Annotated in this window: 22 protein-coding genes, 1 tRNA gene and 1 pseudogene; 14 read left to right on the forward strand and 10 right to left on the reverse strand. The window is 71.4% G+C overall.

The window, feature by feature from the left end:
• The first annotated feature begins 61 nt into the window (after positions 1 to 61).
• From ACFZDL_RS39195 to ACFZDL_RS39205, 3 genes and pseudogenes are all read left to right on the forward strand, one after another.
• Positions 62 to 789, forward strand: a pseudogene (locus tag ACFZDL_RS39195) (class I SAM-dependent methyltransferase).
• Entirely contained in the window at positions 786 to 1,409 is a 624-nt protein-coding gene (locus ACFZDL_RS39200; protein WP_353595263.1) for a VTT domain-containing protein, read from the forward strand. The pseudogene ACFZDL_RS39195 and the gene ACFZDL_RS39200 overlap by 4 nt, the downstream one beginning before the upstream one ends.
• A gap of 90 nt (positions 1,410 to 1,499) precedes the next feature.
• Entirely contained in the window at positions 1,500 to 1,991 is a 492-nt protein-coding gene (locus ACFZDL_RS39205; RefSeq protein ID WP_353595264.1) for a hypothetical protein, read from the forward strand.
• A gap of 25 nt (positions 1,992 to 2,016) precedes the next feature.
• Here the strand turns inward: ACFZDL_RS39205 and ACFZDL_RS39210 are convergent, their stop codons facing one another.
• Positions 2,017 to 2,913, reverse strand: coding sequence for a LysR family transcriptional regulator (locus ACFZDL_RS39210; protein WP_353595265.1), 897 nt, complete (start codon positions 2,911 to 2,913; stop codon positions 2,017 to 2,019).
• A gap of 119 nt (positions 2,914 to 3,032) precedes the next feature.
• Entirely contained in the window at positions 3,033 to 3,950 is a 918-nt protein-coding gene (locus tag ACFZDL_RS39215; RefSeq protein ID WP_353595266.1) for a MerR family transcriptional regulator, read from the reverse strand.
• Between the two features lie 39 nt (positions 3,951 to 3,989).
• Between ACFZDL_RS39215 and ACFZDL_RS39220 the strand changes: the two genes are divergently transcribed.
• Positions 3,990 to 4,742 (forward strand): maleylpyruvate isomerase family mycothiol-dependent enzyme, encoded by a 753-nt coding sequence (locus tag ACFZDL_RS39220; protein WP_353595267.1) that lies wholly within the window; start codon positions 3,990 to 3,992, stop codon positions 4,740 to 4,742.
• A gap of 240 nt (positions 4,743 to 4,982) precedes the next feature.
• Positions 4,983 to 6,158 carry a damage-control phosphatase ARMT1 family protein gene (locus tag ACFZDL_RS39225; RefSeq protein WP_353595268.1) on the forward strand — a complete coding sequence of 392 codons (1,176 nt, stop codon included), beginning with the start codon at positions 4,983 to 4,985 and terminating at the stop codon, positions 6,156 to 6,158.
• Positions 6,159 to 6,228: 70 nt separating this feature from the next.
• On the opposite strand, the gene ACFZDL_RS39230 is transcribed toward ACFZDL_RS39225, so the two are convergent.
• Positions 6,229 to 6,915, reverse strand: coding sequence for a DUF2848 domain-containing protein (locus ACFZDL_RS39230; RefSeq protein WP_353595269.1), 687 nt, complete (start codon positions 6,913 to 6,915; stop codon positions 6,229 to 6,231).
• 141 nt (positions 6,916 to 7,056) lie between these two features.
• On the opposite strand from ACFZDL_RS39230, the gene ACFZDL_RS39235 reads away from it, so the two are divergent.
• Genes ACFZDL_RS39235 through ACFZDL_RS39245 form a run of 3 tightly spaced genes read left to right on the forward strand, consistent with a single transcriptional unit; the run spans position 7,057 to position 9,603 of the window.
• A complete protein-coding gene (locus ACFZDL_RS39235) occupies positions 7,057 to 8,412 on the forward strand; it encodes an MFS transporter (protein WP_353595270.1) in 1,356 nt (451 codons plus the stop codon).
• A 31-nt stretch (positions 8,413 to 8,443) separates the two neighbouring features.
• Positions 8,444 to 9,235, forward strand: coding sequence for a carbon-nitrogen hydrolase family protein (locus tag ACFZDL_RS39240; RefSeq protein ID WP_353595271.1), 792 nt, complete (start codon positions 8,444 to 8,446; stop codon positions 9,233 to 9,235).
• Positions 9,232 to 9,603 (forward strand): cupin domain-containing protein, encoded by a 372-nt coding sequence (locus ACFZDL_RS39245; protein ID WP_353595272.1) that lies wholly within the window; start codon positions 9,232 to 9,234, stop codon positions 9,601 to 9,603. The genes ACFZDL_RS39240 and ACFZDL_RS39245 overlap by 4 nt, the downstream gene beginning before the upstream one ends.
• Here ACFZDL_RS39245 and ACFZDL_RS39250 read toward each other — a convergent pair.
• The 5 genes from ACFZDL_RS39250 to sucC form a co-directional block, all read right to left on the reverse strand.
• Complete coding sequence (locus ACFZDL_RS39250) at positions 9,578 to 10,207, reverse strand: GntR family transcriptional regulator (RefSeq protein WP_353595273.1); 630 nt, start codon at positions 10,205 to 10,207, stop codon at positions 9,578 to 9,580. The two genes, ACFZDL_RS39245 and ACFZDL_RS39250, sit on opposite strands and share 26 nt — an antisense overlap.
• Before the next feature lie 144 nt (positions 10,208 to 10,351).
• Positions 10,352 to 10,436: transfer RNA gene (locus tag ACFZDL_RS39255), tRNA-Leu, on the reverse strand.
• Between the two features lie 145 nt (positions 10,437 to 10,581).
• Positions 10,582 to 12,126 carry an aldehyde dehydrogenase family protein gene (locus ACFZDL_RS39260; protein WP_353595274.1) on the reverse strand — a complete coding sequence of 515 codons (1,545 nt, stop codon included), beginning with the start codon at positions 12,124 to 12,126 and terminating at the stop codon, positions 10,582 to 10,584.
• A gap of 39 nt (positions 12,127 to 12,165) precedes the next feature.
• Positions 12,166 to 13,083: a succinate--CoA ligase subunit alpha gene (gene sucD / locus ACFZDL_RS39265; RefSeq protein ID WP_353595275.1), complete on the reverse strand. Its 918-nt coding sequence runs from the start codon at positions 13,081 to 13,083 to the stop codon at positions 12,166 to 12,168.
• A gap of 13 nt (positions 13,084 to 13,096) precedes the next feature.
• The gene (gene sucC / locus ACFZDL_RS39270) at positions 13,097 to 14,242 is read right to left on the reverse strand and encodes an ADP-forming succinate--CoA ligase subunit beta (protein ID WP_353595276.1); all 1,146 of its coding nucleotides are present in this window, start codon (positions 14,240 to 14,242) and stop codon (positions 13,097 to 13,099) included.
• 191 nt (positions 14,243 to 14,433) lie between these two features.
• Here sucC and ACFZDL_RS39275 point away from each other — a divergent pair, with 191 nt between their 5' ends.
• From ACFZDL_RS39275 to ACFZDL_RS39290, 4 genes are all read left to right on the forward strand, one after another.
• Positions 14,434 to 16,116, forward strand: coding sequence for a thiamine pyrophosphate-binding protein (locus ACFZDL_RS39275; RefSeq protein WP_353595290.1), 1,683 nt, complete (start codon positions 14,434 to 14,436; stop codon positions 16,114 to 16,116).
• A 12-nt stretch (positions 16,117 to 16,128) separates the two neighbouring features.
• The gene (gene frc, locus ACFZDL_RS39280) at positions 16,129 to 17,358 is read left to right on the forward strand and encodes a formyl-CoA transferase (protein WP_353595277.1); all 1,230 of its coding nucleotides are present in this window, start codon (positions 16,129 to 16,131) and stop codon (positions 17,356 to 17,358) included.
• Positions 17,359 to 17,360: 2 nt separating this feature from the next.
• Positions 17,361 to 19,505, forward strand: coding sequence for an acetate--CoA ligase family protein (locus tag ACFZDL_RS39285; protein WP_391193665.1), 2,145 nt, complete (start codon positions 17,361 to 17,363; stop codon positions 19,503 to 19,505).
• 75 nt (positions 19,506 to 19,580) lie between these two features.
• Positions 19,581 to 20,972, forward strand: a complete 1,392-nt coding sequence (locus tag ACFZDL_RS39290) for an OFA family MFS transporter (protein WP_353595278.1) — start codon at positions 19,581 to 19,583, stop codon at positions 20,970 to 20,972.
• A gap of 129 nt (positions 20,973 to 21,101) precedes the next feature.
• On the opposite strand, the gene ACFZDL_RS39295 is transcribed toward ACFZDL_RS39290, so the two are convergent.
• Positions 21,102 to 21,836 (reverse strand): SDR family oxidoreductase, encoded by a 735-nt coding sequence (locus ACFZDL_RS39295; RefSeq protein ID WP_353595279.1) that lies wholly within the window; start codon positions 21,834 to 21,836, stop codon positions 21,102 to 21,104.
• A gap of 151 nt (positions 21,837 to 21,987) precedes the next feature.
• Here ACFZDL_RS39295 and ACFZDL_RS39300 point away from each other — a divergent pair, with 151 nt between their 5' ends.
• Positions 21,988 to 22,266, forward strand: a complete 279-nt coding sequence (locus ACFZDL_RS39300) for a ribosomal protein L7/L12 (protein WP_353595280.1) — start codon at positions 21,988 to 21,990, stop codon at positions 22,264 to 22,266.
• Between the two features lie 107 nt (positions 22,267 to 22,373).
• On the opposite strand, the gene ACFZDL_RS39305 is transcribed toward ACFZDL_RS39300, so the two are convergent.
• On the reverse strand, positions 22,374 to 23,051 hold the full coding sequence (locus ACFZDL_RS39305) for a GntR family transcriptional regulator (RefSeq protein ID WP_353595281.1): 678 nt from the start codon (positions 23,049 to 23,051) through the stop codon (positions 22,374 to 22,376).
• A gap of 187 nt (positions 23,052 to 23,238) precedes the next feature.
• Here ACFZDL_RS39305 and ACFZDL_RS39310 point away from each other — a divergent pair, with 187 nt between their 5' ends.
• Positions 23,239 to 24,630, forward strand: coding sequence for an OFA family MFS transporter (locus ACFZDL_RS39310; RefSeq protein WP_353595282.1), 1,392 nt, complete (start codon positions 23,239 to 23,241; stop codon positions 24,628 to 24,630).
• The last annotated feature ends 237 nt before the right edge of the window (positions 24,631 to 24,867 follow it).

Genomic DNA, 24,867 nt, shown 5'->3' on the forward strand with positions numbered 1-24,867 from the left:
GGGGTACACCGTCGCACAACGACGGATTCACCGGCGAAGGCCGGTTTCTAGCGTCGCTGCCATGGACGACCGGACCACCCCACACGACCGTGTTCTCGCGCAGCGCCACGCCGAAGGCTGGATGTTTCTGCTCGAAGCGGCCCGCGACGCGCGCACCACCGGTGCCGTCGCACCCAGCGGCAAGGCGCTGGCCCGCGCGCTGACCGACCCGGTGGGCGCGCGGACCCCGCGCCCACTGAACATCCTGGAGGCCGGGGCCGGAACCGGAGCGGTCACCCGCGCCCTGATCCCCCGGCTGCCGCCGGGCAGCCGCCTGGACATCGCCGAGGTCAACCCGCGCTTCGCCGCCCGGCTGCGCCACCTCGCCGCCACGCATCCGCAGGTCGCCGCGGACGGGAAGCAGGTCCGCGTGCACACGACCCGTGTCGAGGACCTGGACACCGACCGGCGCTACGACGTGATCGTCTCCGGCCTGCCCTTCGCCAACTTCGCCCGCGCCAGGTGGAGACGATCATGGATCGGTATCTGGAGCTGCTGCTCCCCGGAGCCACCCTGACCTACTTCGCCTACCTGGGCACCCGGGAGGCCCGTGCCCTGCTGGCCACCCGCGCCCAGGCGCGCAGGCACCGGGCCGTGGAGCGGGTACTGGCCGCGTACCAGCGCCGGTACGCCACCGGCTGCCGGACGGTGTGGGCCAACCTTCCTCCCGCCCGGGTCTGGCAGCTCAGGCGCCCCGCCCCGGCGACCCCGGGCCCGCGCCGTGCGGCCACGGCCGGAGCGGGCCGGTGAACACCCTGACCACCGCCCTCGGCCAGGTGCCCGCCGCCGGTGTCTACGCGATCGTGGGCGCGGCCGTCCTGGCCGAATCCGTACTGCTGCTCGGGGCGTTCATTCCCACCCTCACCCTGCTGCTGGCGGCCGGCGCGCTGGCGCGCTCCGGGCAGTTGGCCCTTCCTCCGCTGATCGCGATCTCCGCGTGCGCCGTGGTGGCGGGCGACTTCCTCGCACACCGCACCGGACGTGTCCTCGGCCACCGCCTGCGCGGCGGCCGCCTCGGCCGCCGCCTTCCCGCCGCGGCATGGCGGCGTGCCGAGACGCTGATGGCGCGCCACGGTGGACACGCCGTCCTCCTCGCCCGCTTCCTCCCGGTGCTGCGCACCCTGACCCCCCACCTCGCGGGCGCCGCCCGGCTGCCCTACCGCCGTATCGCCCCCTACAGCGTCGTGGCCGCGCCGCTGTGGGCCACCGCCGAGGCAGGCACCGGATACGCGGCCGCCGCTTCCGCCCAGCGCGTCCTGGCGCTCGGCGCTCCCGCGCTCGCCGCGGCCGTGACCGTGGCGGTGGGCACGGTCGTGCTGATACGGAGACGGGCTGGGCGAGTTCAGCCCCTCATGCCTTCAAAGTCATAGCACCATAGCGATATTGGTCTTAGACCCCATGACTTACAGGGCATAGCGTCGAGGTGTTCGCAACGGAGATCGCAATGAGGAGGATCCACCATGGCCACCAACACGCGGCGGGCGACGCTCATCAAAACCTTCGCCGTATCGCTGGCCGCCGCATTGGTCGGCGTCGGCGCTGTGGGCAGCGCCGACGCCGATGTTCCGGACAAGGGCCGAGTCGAGGTCCTCGAACTGGAGGTTCAGAACGATCAGTACGCGGACACTGACCTCGGCCCGGCCGGGCCGAGCTTGGGTGACATGTACGTCTACTCCGGCACCGCGATGAAGGACGGTCGCGGGGTCGGGCGTGGGGGCGGGTCGTGCCAGGTCATTCACATCAAGGGTGAAGAACTGACCACACAGTGCGTGATCACGATAGAACTTGAGCGTGGCTCTCTGACGATGCAGTCGCTCTGGGTGAGCGGAACAAGTTCGCTCGACATGGCCATCACCGGCGGTACGGGCGACTTCAGCAACGCGAGGGGCACCGCTCGCTACTGGGACATCGCAACACCGAAGGAGCGGGTGCGGGCCGAAATCCTGCTCTGACGCACGGAGCGCGCCTGACCGTGGATCAGCGTTTGTCCCGGGGCGCGCCTGCGGTCCAGTCCCAATTGGTGATCGTGGTGCGCAGCAGCCGGACAGCGGTTGGCAGGTGACTGTCGGCGCCCCAGTAGAGGGTGACCGTGCGGCGGCAGTCGGGGCTGTCGACGGGGATCCACGCGACGGGGGCGCGCGTGGCGCTGCGGCGGGCGAAGGCGGGGGCGAGACCGATGCCGAGTCCGGCGCTGATCAGGTCGGCGATGGCGCTGTGTTCGTCGCTTTCGCAGACGATCTTCGGGGTGAGGTCTCGTGCGGCGAAGAGCCGGTCGAGCAGCCGGCGTAGCCAGTGCCCCCTGCGGGCGGTGACGAAGGGCTGGTCGGCGAGTTCGTCGATGGTCACCGACGTGCGGCCGGCCAGCGGGTGATCGAGTGGCACACCCACCCCGACCTCCTCGTCGAACAGTCGCACCGCCTCCAGGCCCTCGGCATGGATCGGCTGCGAGGCGATGCACAGATCGACTTCCTGGGCGCGCAGGCGGCGGGCCATGTCCTCGGGCGGCGACCAGTGGAGTTCGATCTCGACAGCGGGGTGGGCCTGCTTGTAGTCCGCCAGCGGCCCGGTGAGGGTGAGGAAGGTTTCCGACGCCAGTCTCACGGCGCCCAAGCCCCCGCCGGCGGCCTCGGCGACGGCGCGTCGCCCCGCGTCGAGCTCGCCGAGGGCACGTTCGACGTGGTCGCGGAAGAGCCGGCCCGCGTCGTTCAGCCGGAGCCGTTTGCTCCGGTCGAACAGCGGTGCGCCCAGCTCGCTCTCCAACCGGGCGATGGTGCGGCTCAGCGACGGCTGGGCGATGTGAAGCTCCTCGGCCGCCCGGCTGAGGTGCTCCAGTCGGGCCACCACCAGGAACTGCCTGAGCGAGTTCAGCTCCATCACGCCCCCTCGAAGCATAGTGTCACAGCAATGCTGATCTTGGACAAGATAGCCGAGGAGTCATGAGAAGGGGGTGATCACCCTTGAGCGTCTACGCCACCGCAGCTACACCACCGCGGCTACGCCACCGCGCGGTCGAGCGAGTCCAGCAACCATGAATGCGCCTCTCCCACCGTGACGTCCTCGCCGGTGATGTCGCCGACGAGCTCCCAGTAACGGCGCAGCCCCGGGCTTCGGTCGACCGCCGCGGTGCGCAGCAGGGCGCGCCGGAACGCCGGGCTGTCCCGCGTGCCCCGTGTTGTCGCGTGTGCCTCGACGAACCGGTCGAGCAACGGCCCGGGGCCCGGCCGCTCGCCCGCCCGTACGCATGGACGGGCGAGCTCGCACGTTTCCCCGATCCCCCCGTCCAGCAGGGCGTGCTGGTAGGCGATGAACTCTTCGCCGGTCCGTGTGCGGGCCCAGATCTGCTGCCGGAGCCGGTGGTCGTCGACGATCGCGACCAGCGTGGCGTAGGCGACCACCTGCTCGGGAGTGGGGTCCTTTGGCGGCTCGGGGACGCTGACCGAGAGGAACATGCCGACGCCGTCATCGGGCGACGCGGGCAGGGCGGGCAGGGCGACGCGGCTCCAGAACACCTCGAGCAGGTGCTGCGCCGCGCGGCCGTCCGCGACCGCGGCCAGCAGTTCCAGCCTCGCGGCCCGCTCGGCCGGCGCCGCCTGCTCGACCGCCCGGAGTGAGGCCCGGCGCCAGCCCAGCGCGGCCAGCTCCGCATCGATCTTCGCGCGTTCCCGCGCGGCGGCTTCGGCGAGGGACCGCCGGCCGCCGAGCACGGCGTCGATCGCCGTCAGCCCGAGTCCGAGCGCCCGTAGCCGGCGCAGCAGCGTCACCCGCTCGACCGCGTCCGCGTGGAAGCGGCGGTGTCCGCCGGTGCTGCGGAACGACTCGACGAAGCCCTCGTCGCAGTAGAAGCGGATCGTACGGACGGACACGCCGGTCAGCCGCGCGAGCTCGCCGATGGACAAGGTGTCCGCGCGCACTTGAACCTCCACCCGGGTGGAGTTCCTACCCTACGCCGCATGACACAGCCTCATATCGACCAACTTGCCGCGGGCCTGCTCGCACAGACCGCGGCGTTCGCGGACGCCGTGGACGGCGCCGACTGGGACGCCTCCGTACCGACATGCCCGCAGTGGCGGCTCCGCGTCCTCGTCGGACACCTCGGGCAGGCACCGCGCTGGGCCGCGGGCATCGTTCGCGGCGGCTCCCCCGGCGCCATCCCCGATCCGCATGACGCCGTGCCCCCGCGGGAGTGGCGGACATGGCTGCGGGCGGGCGCCTCGGAGCTGGTCGAGGCGGTACGGGCGGCCGGTCCCGAGACACCGGTGTGGACGCTCCTCGGACCGGGACCGGCCTCGTTCTGGCTGCGGCAGGCGGCACACGACACGTCGGTGCACGCAGTCGATGCCGCGCTGCTCGCCGGTGTGCCGTACGCCCTCGAACCCGGCCTGGCGGCCGACGCGGTGACCCAGTACCTGGAACTGCTGTCCTCGCCGGCCGCCACGGCGTTGAAGCCCGCGGTGGCCGCGTTGCGCGGTGCGGGCTCGATCGGGCTGCGACCCGTCGAGCGGTCCATCGAGGGGTGGGTGATCACGCGCACGCCGACGGGGGTGTCATGGCGGCGGGGCCCGGCGGGCCCGGCGGACGTCACCGTGGCGGGTGCGGTGGAAGACCTGCTGCTGGTGCTGGCGCGACGGCTGCCGCCGCGGCGCGTGGCGATCGACGGTGACGGGCGGCTCTTCGACCACTGGCTGGCGCATTCCGCGCTGTAGGCGTGCCGCGGCGGGAGCGTGAGGCCGGCAGGCCCGGCGCGCCCTATGCGCTGTGCACGATCTTGATCAGGTTGCCGCAGGTGTCGTCCAGGCCCGCGGCAGTCAGGCGCCCCGCCCTCGGCCCCGAGCTGCCACCCCCACCCTCCACGACCCGGGAGACTGAGCGGCGGCGGGCGCCGGGACGGGCGCCCTGCCGGTGGACAGCGACTGAGCGGCACCATTGCGGAGGAACACCAAGCCATGCCCGAGAACGTGGACGCGCCCGTCATCCTGAGCAACGAGCCCGGGAGTTTCGCCCGGAGTGTGCTGGCCGAGCGCCACCCGGCGCTCATCGCGAGGGTGCGCGACGCCTTCCCGTACGGCCCCCAGCAGCACCGGGCGCTCGACGCCCTGCTCACGGAGTGCACCGAGGGCGTGATCAGCCCGCTCGGCGCTGGTGCGCCGGACCACGACCAGTGGGCGGAGTGGGGGCGGGGCCACGTCGGCCGCTCCTGGTTCGACGTGCCGTTCCTGTGGGCGGAGAGCTACTTCTACCGGAAACTGCTTGAAGCGGTCGGATACTTCGGGGCGGGCCCATGGCAGGGCATCGATCCGTTCCGGACCTTCAAGCAGGCCGAGCTGGACACCGAGGAGGCAGAAGCCGAGCTGAAGGCGCTGGACCGGCTGGCGCCGAGGCCCGTCGGCGAGCAGGCACAGGCGCTTGTGCACGGAGCCCTGTGGGGCAACCGCGCGGACCTCGGCTTCAGCATGACCCCCGGCAGCCGCACAACAACCGGCGCCGACAGTCCACTCGTCGCGGACGACTCCGCGGCACTGTGGTCGCTGCTGCCCGCCGGAGGGCCGAACACGGTGTGCCTGGTCGCGGACAACGCGGGCCGCGAGCTCGTCCCCGACCTGCTCCTCATCGACCACCTGCTGCGCCACCAGCACGCCGAACTCGTCACCCTCCACGTCAAGCCGTACCCGTACTACGTCTCGGACGCCACGACCGCCGACGTGATCGACTGCCTGCGCCATCTGAAGCAGGCGGACGGTGTCGCCGGCGTGGCCGGCAAGCGGCTGTGGGAGGCCGTACGGCGGGGGCGGCTCGCCGTTCGCACCCATGCCTTCTTCTGCGCACCGCTGCCGTACGCGGCCATGCCCGACGACCTGAGCCAGGAGTTCGCAGCCGCCACCGTGACGCTCATGAAGGGCGACCTGAACTACCGGCGCCTCGTCGGCGACCAGCTCTGGCCCGCGACCACGCCGTTCGCGGAGCGCACCGCGTACTTCCCCGGCCCCGTGGCAGCCCTGCGCACGCTGAAGTCCGACGTGATCGTCGGGCTCGACGAGCGCACGGAGGCGGCGCTCGTCGCCGCGCACGACCAGCGGTGGCGCACGAGCGGCAGCCACGCGCTCATTCAGGTGCGTGGCTGACTGACATGCGTCGATGAGTGACAGAGGACGCGGGTCGTGACGGTGAAGCCACGGCCCGCCTCATCGCTCGTCAGCCGATGGGTTCCGGCATGGGGTGCACGTCGTAGGCGAGGCGGATGGTGTCGCCGGTGGCGGGGTCGCCCAGTTCCACGCGCCAGGCGTCGGCGAACTGGTCGACCCCCGGGGCCATGGGGATGGTGCCGGAGATGAGGACGGTGCCCGGGTTGAGGGCGTCGCGGGAGCGCAGGACGTCGATCCAGTAGGCGGGGGTGAGGAGTTCGGCGAGGGTGCCGTGCTGGATCTCGGTCTCGGTGCCGTCGCGGGTGACCCAGGCGCGCAGGGTGAGGTCATCCAGGCGTGGCTCGACGTCGGCGAGCCGCCAGGCGCGGCGGGCGAGGACGTCGGGGCCGGCGTTCTTGCTCCAGGCCACGCCGTGCACCTCGAGGTCGCGGTCGGTGTGGTCGCAGGCGGCCGTGAGCAGCAGCTCGCCGTCGCCGGCCACGACGAGCGCCCACTCGGCCTCGCCGGAGGTGCGCCGGTGCTGGACGGAGACGCGGTCGATCTGCTGGGCGAGGTAGGGGGCGACGGGGTAGAGGGTCGGCGTCACGGAGGGGGTGGGTACGCCGAGCTCGGCGAGTTCGGCGATGTGCGCGGCGACATCGTCCTGGCTGCGCCCGGCGTACCCGGCGTTGAGCACCTGGACGATGTCGATCTCGCGTGTCGAGCCGTCCGGCAGTTCGAAGGTCAGCTGGGCCATGAGGGCGCTCCCGGAGTTCTGGTGACGGTCCGCGGTTGGTGGATTTCTCCGCGGTTAACTTCTCGCGCAGGGCTTGCGCATACGACCTGTATACAAGAAGTATGCCGGAAGGTCGATGTCCCCCGAGCAAGGATGGGAACCATGCACGACACCCCCAAGGGCGATCCGACGGCGTCCGAAAGGCGCTCCGGCGTCCGCCGGGCCTTCGTCGCGAGCCTGACCGGCACAGCCCTGGAGTGGTACGACTTCGCCGTCTACTCCGCCGCGGCGGCCCTGGTCTTCGGCGATCTCTTCTTCCCCTCGGAGGACCCGCTCACCGGCACCCTGCTGGCCTTCTCCACCTACGCGGTCGGCTACGTCTCGCGCCCGCTGGGCGGATTCGTCTTCGGCCGTCTCGGCGATGTGATCGGCCGCAAGAAGGTGCTGATCGCCACACTGGTCCTGATCGGCGCGGCCACCTTCCTGATCGGCGTCCTGCCCACGTACTCCACGACCGGGGTCGCCGCCCCGATCGCGCTGGTCGTGCTGCGGTTCGCGCAGGGCGTGGGCGTCGGCGGCGAGTGGGGCGGCGCGGTGCTGCTGTCCAGCGAGTTCGGGGACCCGCGCCGCCGGGGCTTCTACGCCTCCGCCGCGCAGGTGGGCCCGCCGGCGGGCAACCTCCTGGCCAACGGCGTCCTGGCCGCACTCGGCGCGCTGCTGACCGAGGCGCAGTTCGAGGCATGGGGCTGGCGGGTGGCCTTCCTGCTCTCCGGCGTCCTCGTCGCCTTCGGCCTGTGGATCAGGGCGAAGCTGGAGGAGACCCCGGTCTTCAAGGCGATGGAGGCCGAGCAGTCCCGGCCCGAGGCGCCGATCCGCGAGGTCTTCACCACCCAGCCCCGCGCCCTGCTCGCCGCGATCCTCTGCCGCGTCGGCCCCGACGTGCTGTACGCCATGTTCACCGTCTTCGTCCTGACGTACGCCACCGGGGAACTGGGCATGTCGCGCGGTTCCGCCCTCGCGGCCGTCCTCATCGGCTCCTCGCTGCAGGTCTTCCTGATGCCACTGGCCGGTGCCGTCTCCGACCGGATCAACCGTCGCGTGCTGTACGGCTGTGCCGCGGTGGCCGCCGGTGTGTGGCCGTTCCTGTTCTTCCCGATGGTCGGCGGCGGCAGCTGGATCCCGCTGGCGCTCGGTGTCGTGGTGGGCCTCGTGATCCACTGCTTCCTGTACGGGCCGCAGGCCGCCTTCATCGCCGAGCAGTTCTCGCCCCGGCTGCGCTACACCGGATCGTCGCTGGCGTACACCCTGGCCGGCATCATCGGCGGCGCCATCGCCCCGCTGCTGTTCACCACCCTGCTGAGCGCCTACGGCACCTGGCTGCCGCTGGCCCTCTACATCGCCGTCGCCGCGGCCGTCTCCCTCGCGGGGGTGCTCCTGGGCCGCGACCCCCAAGCCGCCGTCGACGAGGACGCCCGGCTCGCCGCACCGGACGCGCAGGCCACGGCCGACGTCGTCTGACCACTGCCGTCCCACCCACCGAGGAGGAAGCATGCGGATCGCCCTGAGCCAGCTCACCACCGGCCCGGACCCCGGGAAGAACCTGCGGCTCATCGAGGAATGGGCACAGCGCGCCGCGGACGCCGGAGCCCGTGTCGTCGTCTTCCCCGAGGCCTCGATGGCCTGCTTCGGCACCCCGCTGGCGCCGCTCGCCGAGCCCCTGCACGGACCGTGGGCCGACGGGGTACGGGAGATCGCCAGGGTCACCGGCACCGTCGTCGTGGCCGGTATGTTCACCCCCGCGGACGGCGGCAAGGTGACCAACACCCTGCTGGCCACCGGCCCCGGCGTCGAGACGTCGTACGACAAGATCCACCTCTACGACGCCTTCGGCTACCGCGAGTCCGACACCGTCGCCGCGGGCTCGCGGACCACCGTCATGGAGGTGGACGGCGTACGGCTGGCTCTGGCCACCTGCTACGACGTCCGCTTCCCCGAGCTGTTCCGGGCACACGCCGACGCCGGGGCGGCCGCGACGCTGCTGGCGGCCTCCTGGGGAGCCGGGCCCGGCAAGCTCGACCAGTGGGAGCTGCTGGTGCGGGCACGGGCCCTGGACGCCACCCTCTGGCTGGCCGCCGTCGACCAGGCCGACCCCGGCACCGCCCCGGGAGGCGCGCCGACCGGCATAGGCCACAGCCGGATCGTGGGCCCCGACGGAACCGTGCGGCACGCCCTGGACGCCGAGCCGGGACTGCTGGTCGCGGACCTCGACATCGACGAGGTCACGGCCGTACGGAAGACCACGTCGGTGCTGGCCAACAGGCGGCCGGAGGTATGGCGGTGAGCAAGCCGGAGCTGGAATTCCACCTGCCCGCCGGGCCGTGGACCACGTCCGCGAAGACCGGTCCGGGCGTGCGGGAACGCGTGCTGGCCGACGACCCCGACGGCGGCGGCCGGACCGTCCTGGTCCACTGGGCGCCCGGCACCGACACCTCGGCGCAGGGCGTGGCACGCCATGACTTCTGGGAGGAGGTCTACCTCGTCGACGGGGCGCTGCACGACCTGACGCTCGGCGAGACCTTCACCGCGGGCATGTTCGCCTGCCGCCCGCCCGGTATGCCGCACGGCCCGTGGACCTCCGAGAACGGCGTCACGATGCTCGTGGTCACCTATCCCGGACCACCGGCTAGGAGCCCTCGAGCAGCACCTTGAGCGTCGACTGCAGGTGATGGTCGATCGCGGCGCACGCCTGCCCCGCGTCACCGGCGGCAAGGGCGTCCACGATGGCCCGGTGCTCCTTCAGCACCGCCTCCTGCCGCCCTTGCCGGTTGAACACGGCCACCACCCCGGCCCGGACCTGGCGGCTGCGCAAGCCTTCGTAGTGCCGGTCCAGCAACGCGTTCCCCACGGCCGACACCAGCGCCGCGTGGAACTGGTGGTCCACCGCGATGAACTCCCGGGTCTGGTCGGGGCCGGTGAGTTCGTCCTGCCGCTCCAGCAGCGACCGCAGCTCCCGCACCGGCGCCCGCCCGGTGGCGACGAGCTGCTGTGCGGCGTATCGCTCCACGATGCCCCGCAGCTCCATCAGCTCTCTGATCTCTCGTCCCGTCAGCGGCGACACCCGGGCGCCCCGCTTGGGCACGAGCTCGACCAGGTCCTCGGCGGCGAGCAGGAGCAGCGCTTCCCGGATGGGGGTGCGGGAGACCCCGATCCGGTCGGCGATCTCCTGCTCGGACAGGAACGCCCCCTGCATCCCGGGATCGGTCAGAACCGTGTCCTTCAGATACGCGTACGCCGTCTCCCGACCGGACGCCACCGCAACCCCCAGAAGCTCGTATACATAGCGTATACAGAAGCTACCACGCGCCCTCCCCGAGAGACCGGACGTCGGATGTGAACACGAAAAAGCGGGCTGCGACCGTTGAGTCACAACCCGCGCCAACCCTATGCACAAGATGTGTGTCCGAGGGGGGACTTGAACCCCCACGCCCGATAAAGGGCACTAGCACCTCAAGCTAGCGCGTCTGCCATTCCGCCACCCGGACCAGGTGTGCTCCGCGGTTCCCCGCGGCGACAGGGACAACGATACCAAGGTTTTGGAGTGCGTTTCACCTGCGTAAGGGCCCGGCCCCGGGCCGCGCCGACCTGCGGTGACGCGGCCCCGGGCGAGTTGTGGGTCACGGGGGGTGGTCAGGCGGGCATCAGGTGGTAGTCGGGGAAGTTGCCGGGGGCGCGGTCGGGGGCGGGGCCCTCGGTGACGGCGTGGACGAGGAGGTCGCCGCCGACGAAGGCGCCGCGCCAGGAGGCGCCGAAGCCGCCGAAGAGCTCGTCGCGGTCGCCGCGGGAGCGGGGTGTGCCGTGGCCGGTCTTGAAGGCGCGGATCTGCGGGGCGAGGCGCTGGTAGGTGGCGGGGTCGTCGCAGGAGAGGGTGGCGACGAGGGCGCCGTTGCTGGCGTTCATGGCGGCCAGCAGTTCGGCCTCGGTGTCGACCAGGACGAGGGTGTCGACGGGGCCGAAGGGCTCGGCGTGGTGGAGCGGGGAGGACGGGGGCGGGTTGAGGAGCGTGACCGGGGCCAGGTAGGCGGAGCGGTCCTGGTCGGGGAGGAAGTGGCCGTCGGCGAGGTCGCCGCGGTGGAGGGGGACGGCGCCGCGGTCGATCGCCTCGGCGACCTGGTCGCCCAACTCCTTGGCCTTGGCGGCGTTGATCAGGGGGCCGAAGTCCAGCTCGGGGAGGGGGTCGGCCGGGTGTTCGACGGCGAGGGGGTGGCCGAGGCGGATGGCGCGTACGGCCGGGAGGTAGACGGCGAGGAAGGCGTCGAAGGAGGAGCGCTGGACGACGAAGCGGGGGTAGGCGGTGCAGCGCTGCTTGGCGTAGTCGAAGGTCTTGCGGATCAGGGGGCCGAGCTCGGCCCAGCCGGTGAAGTTCCAGATGCCCCAGGCGTTGAGCCCCTCTTGTTCGAGGATGTGGCGTTTGCCGAGGTCGGCGACGGCGGTGGCGACGCGGGCGCCGGTGTCGCGGCCGCCGACGAAGGAGACGCAGCCGATCTCGGGCGAGCGGACCAGGGCCTCGGAGAGCTCGCCGCCGCTGCCGCTGACCAGGGTGAAGGGGACGCCCTCGCGGGCGGCGAGGGCGGCGGCGAGGGTGAGGCAGGCGAGGCCGCCGTCGGTGGGGGTCTTGGCGATCACGGCGTTGCCCGCGAGGGCCTGGACCAGCATGGCGTGGGCGAGGACGCTCATCGGATAGTTCCAGCTCGCGATGTTGGAGACCGGGCCGGGGAGCGGGGAGCGGCCCTCCAGCATGCGGTCGATCCCGTCGGCGTACCAGCGGACGCCGTCGATGGCCCGGTCCACATCGGCCTGGGCGAGCCGCCAGGGCTTGCCGATCTCCCAGACCAGGAGGAGGGCGAGCAGTTCGCGGTGGGCGGCGAGGGCGTCGAGGGTGGCGGCGACGCGGGCGCGGCGCTCGGGGAGGGCGATGTGGCGCCAGGCGCGGTGCTGGTCGAGGGCGGCGCGTACGGCCCGGCGGGCGGTCGCCGCGTCCAGGCGGGGCGGGCCGGGGATGGGGGTGCCGTCGACGGGGGTGGTCGCGGGGAGGGGGTGGCCGTCGGGGTGCCAGCGGCCGTCCCACAGATTGAGGACGCGGTCGTCCCGGAACGCCTCGGGCGCGGCGGCCAGGCAGCGCTGCCAGGCGTCGGCCCAGGTGGTGCCGGGTTTATGGGTGAGGGTGGCTGCCATCTGCGGACTCCGCTCTCGGGGCACGGGTGCGGTCACCGTTCACACCACCTTCCCCCGTCCGGCGCGGCTCGCCTCGCCCGCGTCCGCCAGAAGGGCGAACACCAGCTCGGCGGTCTCCGTCGGGGTGGCCCCGACCCGTACCCCGGCCGCTTCCAGCGCCTCCTTCTTGGCGCGGGCGGTGCCCGAGGAGCCGGAGACGATGGCCCCGGCGTGGCCCATGGTCCTGCCTTCGGGGGCGGTGAAGCCCGCTATGTAGCCGACCACCGGTTTGGTCACCCGCTCGGCGATGAAACGAGCCGCCCGCTCCTCCGCGTCGCCGCCTATCTCGCCGATCATCACGATCAGGTCGGTCTCCGGGTCGGCCTCGAACGCGGCGAGAGCGTCGATGTGGGTGGTGCCGATCACCGGGTCGCCGCCGATGCCCACGCACGTCGAGAAGCCGATGTCCCGCAGCTCGTACATCAGCTGGTACGTCAGCGTGCCGGACTTGGACACCAGGCCGATCCGGCCCGGTTTGGTGATGTCGGAGGGGATGATGCCCGCGTTCGACTGGCCCGGGGAGATCAGCCCCGGGCAGTTCGGGCCGATGATCCTGGTGGCGCGGGCCCGGGCGTGGGCCTGGAAGGCGACCGCGTCGTGCACCGGGATGCCCTCGGTGATCACGACGGCGAGCGGGATCGCGGCGTCGGCCGCCTCGATGACCGCGGCCTTGGCGACCGGCGGCGGGACGAAGAGGACCGTCACATCCGCGCCGGTGGCGTCCATGGCCTCGCGTACGGTGCCGAAGACCGGCACCGTACGGCCGTCGATGTCGACCCGGACCCCGGCCTTGCGGGGGTTGACCCCGCCGACGATGTCGGTGCCGGCCGCGAGCATCCGGCGGGTGTGCTTCACGCCCTCCGCGCCGGTCATGCCCTGGACGATGACCTTGCTGTCCTTGGTGAGGAAGATTGCCATGGCGTAAGCCCCCTTATGCCGCGACTGCCGCGAGTTCGGCGGCCCGCGCCGCGGCGCCGTCCATGGTGTCCACCTGGTGTACGAGCGGATGGGCGCGCTCGGCGAGGATCGCCCGGCCGCGTGCCGCGCTGTTGCCGTCGAGCCGGACGACGAGCGGTTTGGTGAGGGTGACGGTGTCCAGGGCGCGGACGATGCCCTCGGCCACCGCGTCGCAGGCGGTGATGCCGCCGAAGACGTTGACGAGGACGGACCGTACGTCGGGGTCGCCGAGGACGACGGAGAGGCCGCCCGCCATGACCTCGGCCGAGGCGCCGCCGCCGATGTCGAGGAAGTCGGCGGGGCGGGCGCCGCAGCCCGCGACCACGTCGAGGGTGGACATGACCAGGCCCGCGCCGTTGCCGATGACGCCGACCCGGCCGTCCAGCTTGACGTAGTTCAGGCCCTTGGCCGCCGCCCGCGCCTCCAGATCGACGCCGCTGGATGCGACACCGCCGGTGTCCGCCTCGTACGCGTACGTCCTGCGGAAGCGCGCGTTGTCGTCCAGGGTCACCTTGCCGTCCAGCGCGACGATCTGCCCGCCGCGCGTCAGCACGAGCGGGTTGACCTCGACCAGCAGCGCGTCCTGCTCGGTCAGCACGGTCCACAGCCGGCGCACGGTCCCCGCCGCCTCGGCCGGCAGCCCGCCCGCCGCGGCGATCTCGGCGGCCTTCGCCTCGGACACGCCCTCCTCGGGGTCCACCGCGATCCTGGCCACCGCGTCGGGGCGGCGGGCCGCCACTTCCTCGATCTCCATGCCGCCCTCGGCGGAGGCGATCGCCAGGAAGCGGCCGGACGCCCGGTCGAGGGCGTAGCCGACGTAGAACTCGCGCTCCACCTCGACCGGTTCGGCGACCATCACGCGGTGGACCGTGTGGCCCTTGATGTCCATGCCGAGGATCTGACGTGCGGTCAACTCGGCGGCCGCCGGGTCCGCGGCGAGCTTCACCCCGCCCGCCTTGCCCCGTCCCCCGGTCTTCACCTGCGCCTTGACGACGGCTCGGCCGCCCAGCCGCTCGGCCGCCGCGCGGGCCGCGGGCGCGGAGTCGACCACCTCCGCCCGCGGCACCAACACGCCGTAGTGCTCGAAGAGTTCCCGTGCCTGATGTTCGAACAGGTCCATGCCCGCTCCTTGGTCCCAGTCGCAGCGCTTGGTCAAACACTTGCCGAACGCCCCCTGGACATCGATCAGTCGATGCGGGATAACAATGTTCATACCGCATAACGTCGACTGTATGCAATCTGCCTCCCATGCGAGACACCGTAAGACACGCGAAGACCGCACCCACCCCCGACGAAGGGACGCGCATCGCCATGCCCGACGACAGCCAGGAACTCATCTCCGGCGGGCACCTGGTCGCCAAGGCGCTCAAAGCCGAGGGCGTCGACGTCATCTACACGCTCTGCGGCGGCCACATCATCGACATCTACGACGGCTGCGTCGACGAGGGCATCGACGTCATCGACGTACGCCACGAACAGGTGGCCGCCCACGCCGCCGACGGCTACGCCCGGATCACCGGCAAGCCCGGCTGTGCCGTCGTCACCGCCGGCCCCGGCACCACCGACGCGGTCACCGGCGTCGCCAACGCCTTCCGCGCCGAGTCCCCCATGCTGCTCATCGGCGGACAGGGCGCCCACACCCAGCACAAGATGGGGTCCCTCCAGGACCTCCCGCACGTCGACATGATGGCGCCGATCACCAAGTTCGCCGCCACCGTCCCGGACACCGCCCGCGCCGCCGACATGGTCTCCATGGCCTTCCGCGAGTGCTACCACGGCGCCCCGGGCCCGTCCTTCCTGGAGATCCCGCGCGACGTCCTGGACGCCAAGGTCCCGGTCAGCAAGGCCCGTGTCCCCGAGGCCGGGAAGTACCGGGCCTCCACCCGCGGCGCCGGCGACCCCGAGGCCGTGGAGAAGCTGGCCGACCTGCTGGTGCGCGCCGAGAAGCCGGCGATCCTGCTCGGCAGCCAGGTGTGGACCTGCCGCGCCACCGACGCGGCCATCGAGCTGGTACGGACCCTCAACGTCCCCGCGTACATGAACGGCGCGGGGCGCGGCACCCTGCCGCCCGGCGATCCGCACCACTTCCAGCTCTCCCGCCGCTACGCCTTCGCAGGCGCCGACCTGATCGTCATCGTGGGCACACCGTTCGACTTCCGCATGGGCTACGGCAAGCGGCTCTCCCCCGACGCGACGGTCGTCCAGATCGACCTCGACTACCGGACGGTGGGGAAGAACAGGGACATCGATCTGGGCATCGTCGGCGACGCCGGGCTCGTCCTGTCCGCCGTCACCCAGGCCGCCTCGGGCCGCCCGGGCGGGGGCGCGGGCAAGCGCAAGGAGTGGCTGGACGAGCTGCGCGCCGCCGAGCAGACCGCGCTCGAGAAGCGGCTGCCGCAGCTGCGCTCGGACGCCTCCCCCATCCACCCGTACCGCCTGGTCAGCGAGATCAACGACTTCCTCACCGAGGACTCGATCTACATCGGCGACGGCGGCGACATCGTCACCTTCTCCGGCCAGGTGGTGCAGCCCAAGTCGCCCGGCCACTGGATGGACCCGGGGCCGCTGGGCACCCTCGGGGTCGGTGTGCCGTTCGTGATGGCCGCCAAGCAGGCCCGCCCCGACAAGGAGGTCGTGACCCTCTTCGGGGACGGGGCGTTCTCCCTCACCGGCTGGGACTTCGAGACGCTGGTCCGCTTCGACCTGCCCTTCGTCGGCATCGTCGGCAACAACTCCTCGATGAACCAGATCCGTTACGGCCAGAAGGCCAAGTACGGCGAGCAGCGCGAGCGGGTCGGCAACACCCTCGGCGATGTGCCGTACGACCAGTTCGCGCGGATGCTCGGCGGCTACGGCGAGGAGGTCCGCGACCCGGCGGACATCGGCCCGGCCCTGCGGCGCGCCCGCGAGTCCGGCAAGCCGTCGCTGATCAACGTCTGGGTCGACCCGGACGCGTACGCCCCCGGAACGATGAACCAGACGATGTACAAGTAAAGGGGCCATGAGATGACCAAGGCTCTTGAGGGCGTGCGCGTCCTCGACATGACGCACGTACAGTCCGGGCCCTCCGCCACCCAGCTGCTGGCCTGGCTCGGCGCGGACGTCATCAAGCTGGAGTCCGTCACCGGGGATATCACGCGCAAGCAGCTGCGCGACCTCCCGGACGTCGACTCCCTCTACTTCACGATGCTCAACTGCAACAAGCGGAGCATCACCCTCAACACCAAGACCGAGCGCGGCAAGGAGATCCTGACCGAGCTCATCCGCCGCAGCGACGTCATGGTGGAGAACTTCGGCCCGGGCGCCGTGGACCGCATGGGGTTCAGCTGGGAGCGCATCCAGGAGATCAACCCGCGGATCGTCTACGCCTCGATCAAGGGCTTCGGCGACGGCCCGTACACCAAGTTCAAGGCGTACGAGGTGGTCGCGCAGGCCATGGGCGGGTCGATGTCCACCACCGGGTTCGACGACGGGCCGCCGCTGGCGACCGGCGCGCAGATCGGCGACTCGGGCACCGGGGTGCACTGTGTGGCGGGCATCCTGGCCGCGCTCTACCAGCGCACCCGCACCGGGCGCGGCCAGCGCGTGAACGTGGCCATGCAGCACGCGGTGCTGAATCTGTGCCGGGTCAAGCTGCGCGACCAGCAGCGGCTGGCGCACGGCCCGCTCGCGGAGTACCCGAACGAGAGCTTCGGCGACGAGGTGCCGCGCTCGGGCAACGCGAGCGGCGGCGGGCAGCCGGGCTGGGCGGTCAAGTGCGCGCCCGGCGGGCCCAACGACTATGTGTACGTCATCGTGCAGCCCGTCGGCTGGCAGCCGATCACGGAGCTGATCGGGCGGCCGGAGCTGGCCGAGGACCCGGAGTGGGCGACGCCCGAGGCGCGGCTGCCCAAGCTGGCCAAGATGTTCCAGCTGATCGAGGAGTGGTCCTCCGCCCTGCCCAAGTGGGAGGTGCTGGAGGCGCTGAACGCCCACAACATCCCCTGCGGGCCGATCCTGTCCACCAAGGAGATCGTCGAGGACGCGTCGCTCGCGGCCAACGAGATGGTGGTGAAGGTCGACCACCCCGAGCGCGGCACCTTCACCACCGTCGGCTCGCCGCTCAAGCTCTCCGACTCCCCGGTCGAGGTGGAGCGCTCGCCGCTGCTGGGCGAGCACAACGAAGAGATCTACGTCGGGGAGCTGGGCCTCGGCGACGAGGAAGTGCGGCAACTCAAGGCGAACGGAGTGATCTGACGGTGGCGGAGCCAACGTATGACACGGCGGCCGTGCGGGCCGTGCTCGACGCCGCGCGCGCCGAGGGGCGCTCGGCGCTGACGGCGCCCGAGGGCAAGCGCATCACCGACGCGTATGGCATTCCGACGCCGGCCGAGGGGCTGGCGGAGTGCGCGGACGACGCGGTGGCGCTCGCCGACCGGATCGGCTTCCCGGTCGCCCTCAAGATCGTCTCCCCGGACATCCTGCACAAGACCGATGCGGGCGGGGTCCAGGTGGGGCTCAGCTCGGCGGCGGAGGTGCGCGGCGCGTTCACCGCGATCGTCTCGAACGCCCGCGCGTACGACCCGAAGGCCCGGATCAAGGGCGTGCAGGTGCAGCAGATGGTGCCGGCGGGCGGCCAGGAGGTCATCGTCGGCGCGGTCACCGACCCGACCTTCGGGAAGGTCGTCGCGTTCGGCCTCGGCGGGGTGCTGGTGGAGGTGTTGAAGGACATCACCTTCCGGCTGGCCCCGGCGAGCCGGGACGACGCGCTGTCGATGCTGGACTCGATCCGCGCCGCCGAGGTGCTGCGGGGCGTACGCGGCGGGGCGGCGGTGGACCGGGAGGCGCTGGCCGACCTGGTGGTCCGGGTCTCCCGGCTGGCCGCCGACTTCCCCGAGATCGCCGAGGTGGATCTGAATCCGGTGTTCGCCTCCGCGAGCGGCGTGCTGGCCGCCGACGTACGGATCCTGCTCAGCGACGCGCCGCCCGCCGAGCGGCGCCGCTACTCGCGCGAGGAGATCCTGACCGCGATGCGACGGCTGATGCAGCCGCGCTCGGTCACCGTGATCGGCGCCTCCAACGAGCAGGGCAAGATCGGCAACTCGGTGATGCGCAACCTCATCGACGGCGGCTTCCCCGGCGAGATCCACCCGGTGAACCCCAAGTCCGACGACATCCTGGGCCGCAAGGCGTACCGGTCGGTGACGGACGTGCCGGGCGAGGTGGATGTGGCGGTCTTCGCGATCCCCGCGAAGTTCGTCCCCGCGGCGCTGGAGGAGGTCGGCCGCAAGGGCATCCCCAACGCCGTCCTCATCCCGTCCGGCTTCGCCGAGACCGGCGAACACGAGCTGCAGGAGCGGATCGTGGCGATCGCCGAGGAGCACGGGGTCCGGCTGCTGGGGCCGAACATCTACGGCTACTACTCCACCTGGCAGGACCTGTGCGCCACCTTCTGCACCCCGTACGACGTCAAGGGGCCGGTGGCGCTCACCTCCCAGTCCGGCGGCATCGGGATGGCGATCCTCGGCTTCGCCCGCACCACGCGCACCGGTGTGTCGGCGATCGTCGGCCTCGGCAACAAGTCGGACGTGGACGAGGACGACCTGCTCACCTACTTCGGCGAGGACCCCAACACCCAGTGCATCGCCATGCACCTGGAAGACCTCAAGGACGGCCGCGCCTTCGTGGAGGCCGCGCGCGCCACCGTGCCGAAGAAGCCGGTCGTGGTGCTCAAGGCGGGCCGTACGGCGGCGGGCGCCAGGGCCGCGGGCTCGCACACCGGGGCGCTGGCCGGGGACGACGCGGTCTACGACGACATCCTGCGGCAGGCCGGGGTCATCCGTGCCCCGGGCCTGAACGAGATGCTGGAGTACGCGCGGGCGCTGCCCGTGCTGCCCACGCCACAAGGTGACAACGTCGTCATCATCACCGGCGCCGGGGGCTCTGGCGTGCTGCTGTCCGACGCCATCGTCGACAACGGGCTCTCCCTGATGGAGATCCCGCCGGACCTCGACGCCGCCTTCCGCCGCTTCATCCCGCCCTTCGGCGCGGCCGGCAACCCGGTCGACATCACCGGCGGCGAGCCGCCGGCCACCTACGAGGCCACCATCCGGCTGGGCCTGGAAGACCCGCGCATCCACGCGCTGGTCCTCGGCTACTGGCACACCATCGTCACCCCGCCCATGGTGTTCGCCGAGCTCACCGCGCGGGTCGTGGAGGAGTTCCGGGAGCGCGGCATCCACAAGCCGGTGGTGGCCTCCCTCGCGGGCGACACCGAGGTCGAGGAGGCGAGTCAGTACCTCTTCGAGCGCGGCGTGGTGGCCTACCCCTACACCACCGAGAAGCCGGTGGCCGTCCTGGGCGCGAAGTACCGGTGGGCCCGGTCGGCGGGGTTGCTCACCTAGCGCCCACCGTTCTCCCGAGCACGAAGAGTTTGGACAGGGGGCGCTGGCCAGTTCCTTCGAAGCCAAGGGGACGTCATGAGCACAGGGCAACACCGGGATGGGACCGTGCCATTCCGCGAAGTGCACGACGGCAAAGGCCGCATCTACCGCATCGGCGAGACGGACCGCGACATCCTCGGCCACGGCCGGAAGTTGATGGTCTATCTGCCGTGGATCGCGATGATGGCCATCAGCGTGTCCGAGTACGCGTACGGGTCGGCCGAGGACACGCTCTCCGACGCACACGGCTGGAGCCAGAGCAACACCTTCTGGATCCTGAGCGTGTGGGTGTTCTTCCAGGCGGGGATCGCCTTCCCGGCCGGCTGGCTGCGGGAGAGGGGGATACTGACCGCCCGCAAGGCGATGTTCACCGGGTCGGCGCTGTGTCTGGTCGGCTTCCTCGCCCTCTCCCACCTCGACAACGTTGCCGCCGCGATCTTCGGCTTCGGCGTCGTCGGGGGCCTTGGCTCCGGGCTCGTCTACGCCACCTGCATCAACATGGTGGGCAAGTGGTTCCCGGAGCGGCGCGGCGCGAAGACCGGGTTCGTCAACGGCGGCTTCGCGTACGGCGCGCTGCCGTTCATCTTCATCTTCAACTACTGGTTCGACACCGGGAACTACCACGAGGTGCTGGACCTCATCGGTGTCTATGTGCTGATCGTGGTGGCGGTCTGCGCCTGGTTCTTCAAGGACCCGCCCAAGAACTGGTGGCCCGCGCACATCGACCCGATCCGCTTCAGCGGCAACGCCAAGAGCGCGGCGAGCCTGGCCAAGAACCCGCCCGCGGTGCGGCAGTACACGCCCAAGGAGGCCATCAGGACGGGCATGCTGCCGCTGATGTGGCTGGCCCTGGTGATGACGGCCGGGGTGTCCATCTTCGGCATCTCCTTCCAGGTCGACTACGCCAAGGACGTGGGCTTCGGCCCGCTGGTCGCGGCCTCGTCGATGGGCATCATGTCCGTCATCAACGGCGTGGGGCGCGGGGTCGTGGGCTGGCTGTCGGACATCTGGGGGCGCAAGTCGACCCTGGTGTTCGTGATCCTGGTCCTGGGGCTCGCGCAGTTCGGGGTGATCTGGGCCGGAAACCTGCACAACGAGGCGCTGTTCCTCTTCTTCGCCTTCCTCTCCGGCTTCGGCGGCGGCGCCTTCTACCCGATGTTCGCCGCGCTGACCCCGGACTACTTCGGCGAGAACTACAACGCCACCAACTACGGCCTGGTCTACAGCGGAAAGCTGGTCAGCGGGCTGTTCGGCGGCGGCCTCGGCTCCATGGTGGTCGACTCCTGGGGGTACGACGGGGCGTACGCGCTGGCCGGCGGCATCTCCATGGTGGCGGCCGGGGTCGCCCTGCTGCTGCGCCAGCCGGGCCGGCCACGGGTCCGGGACATCGCGCCCAACCCGCAGCCGATCAGCCGGGAGGCGGTCTGACGGCGGTGTGACGGCTGGGTGAGACAGGCCGTCGTACGGCGGCGGATTCGGGACGGCGGCACGCCAGTGGGACGGGCGTGCCGCCGTCCCGCGTTTCCCGGGGCTGGGGGGCTACGGGGGCTACTGGGGCTACTGGGCGCTCGCCACGGGCCGCACCACGATCTCGTTCACATCGACCTCGGCGGGCCGGCTGACGGCGAAGGCGATGGCATCCGCGACCGCCGACGCGGGGATGGCCACCGCGCGATACCACTTCATGGCCTCGCGGGCGTCCGGGTCGGAGATCGAGTCGGCGAGTTCGGACTCGGTGACGCCCGGGGACACCACGCTGACCCGGATGTCGCCGCCCGACTCCTGGCGCAGCCCCTCGGAGAGCGCGCGTACGGCGAACTTGGTGGCGCAGTACACGGCGGCGGTGGGCGACACCTCGTACGCGCCGACCGAGGCGACGTTCACGAAGTGCCCGCCGCCCTGCCGCCGCATCACCGGCAGGGCGGCCGCGATGCCGTGCAGCACACCGCGGATGTTCACATCGATCATGCGGTCCCACTCGTCGACCTTCAGCGCTTCGAGCGGCGAGAGCGGCATCACCCCGGCGTTGTTGACCATCACGTCCACCCGTCCCCAGCGCTCAGCGGAGGCGGAGACGAAGTCCCGCACACCGGCGGCGTCCGTGACGTCCAGCGGCCGGCAGGCGGCGCTGCCGCCGTTGGCGGTGATCTCCTGGACCAGCGCCTCCAGGCGGTCGGCGCGCCGCGCGCCCAGCAGGACGTGGTGGCCGTCGGCGGCCAGGCGGCGGGCGGTGGCCTCCCCGATCCCGCTGCTCGCCCCGGTGACCAGGACGACCTTGGCGGTGTTCGTCATGATGTCTCTCCTCTGGATGGAACACTCCGTCCCGCCGAGTCTGGGCAGGTCAGCGGCCACCAACCAGGACGGGCGCCACCTGGGTGCGGCACACCCGGGCAGCCCGCCGGGAGGACTCCCCTCCCCAGCGTGATCGCTAGGGTTGCGGAGCATGGAACTGACAGCAGTAGCCCTGGTCATCATGTTCATGGCGACGATGTGGTCGTCCGTCGAGCGCAAACTGGACAAGATGAGCCGCAGGACGGCGCAGTTGACCCGGAAGGTCGATCTGATACTCGAACACCTGGGCATCGAGGAGCCCCAGCCGGAGCTGGCGCCGGTGCGGGCCCTCATCCTGGAGGGGAAGAAGATCCACGCCATCAAGGCCTACCGGGAGATCACCGGGGCGGACCTGAAAGAGGCCAAGGAAGCGGTCGACCACATGGCGTGACGCGCTGCCGCCGGGGCGGGGAGCAATGGCCTGCGGCCGGCACCTCCAGGCCACCGTGGGCTTCGTCGGGTTCGTCTCGGCATGTCTGGACGAACACTCGCCCCGGCTCAGTCCGGGTCGCGCTCGTGGTAGGTGCGCCGGGTGTGTTCGGTGTGGGCGCGCATGACGGCCGTGGCGCGCTGTTCGTCGCGGTCGGAGATGGCCGCGATCAGCTCGCGGTGCTCGATCCATGACTGCTTGCCGCGCTGCCGGGCCACCGGGGTGTAGTACCAGCGGACCCTGCGGTCCACCTGGGCTGCCAGCTCGGCCAGGACCGCGTTCCCCGCGAGCTCCATCACCTTGGCGTGGAACTCGGCGTTCGCCGCGACCGCGCCGTCGACGTCGTCCGCGAGCACCGCGCGCTCGCCCTTGACGCACAGCTCCTCCAGGGCCTCGACCCCGGACGGGCCCGCGCTCACGGCGGCCAGCCGGGCGGCCTCGGCCTCCAGGAGGGTGCGGACCGTCAGCAGCTGGTCGGCCTCGTCCTCGGTGGGCTCGTGGACGAACGCGCCCTGGGCTGGGCGCAGATCGACCCAGCCCTCGGTGTTCAGCCGCTGCAACGCCTCGCGCACCGGCTGCCGCGAGACCCCGAGCTGGGCGGCGAGCTCGCTCTCGACCAGATGCTGACCGGGGCGCAGGGCGCGCGTGGTGATCAGCTCGAGCAGCGCCTCGTAGACGCGCTCGCGGAGCGGCCCCGGTCGCTCAAGCCTGGGCACCGCGCCCTGCGGCAGTCCTCTCACCGGCATCGGGCCCCCTTCGGATTCGTCGTCTCGGAATGTCCGAGGAATTCCCCAGACATTCCGGAAGACCGTGGCGGAGGGATGTCCCGGATGGACTCCCTGGATTGGCTATTGTCTACAGTTTACTCATACTGTCCACACATCGCCGCCTGACATCTGGTCATGGCGTGGCCGAATCCTTAAAGTCCAGGCCATGCCCTCCACTCCCCGCCTCGCCTTCCTCGACCGCTCCCGCACCCTCGCACCGCCGGGCTGGAGCCGCTGGCTGGTCCCGCCCGCCGCGCTCTCCGTCCATCTCTCCATCGGCCAGGCGTACGCCTGGAGCGTGTTCAAGCCACCGCTGGAGTCCTCGCTCGATCTGTCGGGCACAGCGAGCGCGCTCCCCTTCCAGCTGGGCATCGTGATGCTGGGCCTCTCGGCGGCCTTCGGCGGCACGCTGGTCGAGCGCAACGGCCCGCGCTGGGCGATGTTCGTGTCGCTGGTCTGCTTCTCCTCCGGCTTCCTCGTCGCCGCGCTGGGCGCCGCCACCCGCCAGTACTGGCTGGTGGTGCTCGGCTACGGCTTCATCGGCGGCATCGGCCTGGGCATCGGATACATCTCACCGGTCTCGACGCTGATGAAGTGGTTCCCCGACCGGCCCGGGATGGCCACCGGCATCGCCATCATGGGCTTCGGCGGCGGTGCGCTCATCGCCTCGCCCTGGTCGACCCGGCTGCTGGAGGCGTTCGGCACGGACAGCTCCGGTATCGCGTCCACCTTCCTGGTGCACGGGCTCACCTACGGGGCTTTCATGGCGCTCGGCGTGCTGCTGGTGCGGGTGCCGCCGGACGGCTGGCGGCCGGCCGGCTGGCAGCCGCCGACCGCGCCGGGCCGCCTGGTCAGCACGGCCGACGTCTCGGCGCGCAACGCCCTCCGCACCCCGCAGTTCTGGTGCCTGTGGGTCGTGCTGTGCATGAACGTCACGGCCGGCATCGGCATCCTGGAGAAGGCCGCGCCGATGATCACGGACTACTTCACGGACACCTCGACCCCCGTCACCGCCTCCGCCGCCGCGGGCTTCGTGGCGCTGCTGTCGGCGGCGAACATGACGGGGCGGCTGCTGTGGTCGTCGACCTCCGACCTGCTCGGCCGCAAGAACATGTACCGGATCTATCTGGGCGTGGGCGCGCTGATGTATCTGGCGATCGCGCGGCTCGGGGACTCCTCCAAGCCGCTGTTCGTGGTCTGTGCGCTGGTGATCCTGTCCTTCTACGGCGGCGGGTTCGCGACCGTGCCGGCGTATCTGAAGGACCTGTTCGGCACCTACCAGGTGGGCGCGATCCACGGGCGGCTGCTGACGGCCTGGTCGCTGGCCGGGGTCCTCGGTCCGTTCATCGTCAACAAGGTCGCCGACCACCAGAAGGAGGCCGGACACACCGGCCCCGGCCTCTACTCGCTCTCCATGTCCATCATGATCGGCCTGCTCATCGTCGGCTTCGTGGCCAACGAGCTGATCCGGCCGGTCCATCCGCGCTTCCACGAGCCCGCCGGAGAGCCGGCCGGGACCCGGGAAGCCACACCCGCCGAGAAGGGAACGGACCGATGAGGAACCGCACGGCGCTGACCGTGGCCGTCTGGGCCTGGGTGGTCCTCCCGTTCGGCTACGGGGTTTACGAGCTCGTACGCAAGGCCACCCAGCTCTTCACCGGCTGAGCCGGGCAGTCCCATGAGCAGAGGCCCCGGCCGGTCGGCTTGGGTTCTAACGGTCCTCGCAACACCCGCGATCTGTGGGAGTTGCGAGGACCGTGGCCGTTGGACGCGATGATCTTGCGGGGTTGAGGGA

It is taken from the genome of Streptomyces sp. NPDC007917, assembly GCF_042959105.1.
Lineage (GTDB): Bacteria > Actinomycetota > Actinomycetes > Streptomycetales > Streptomycetaceae > Streptomyces.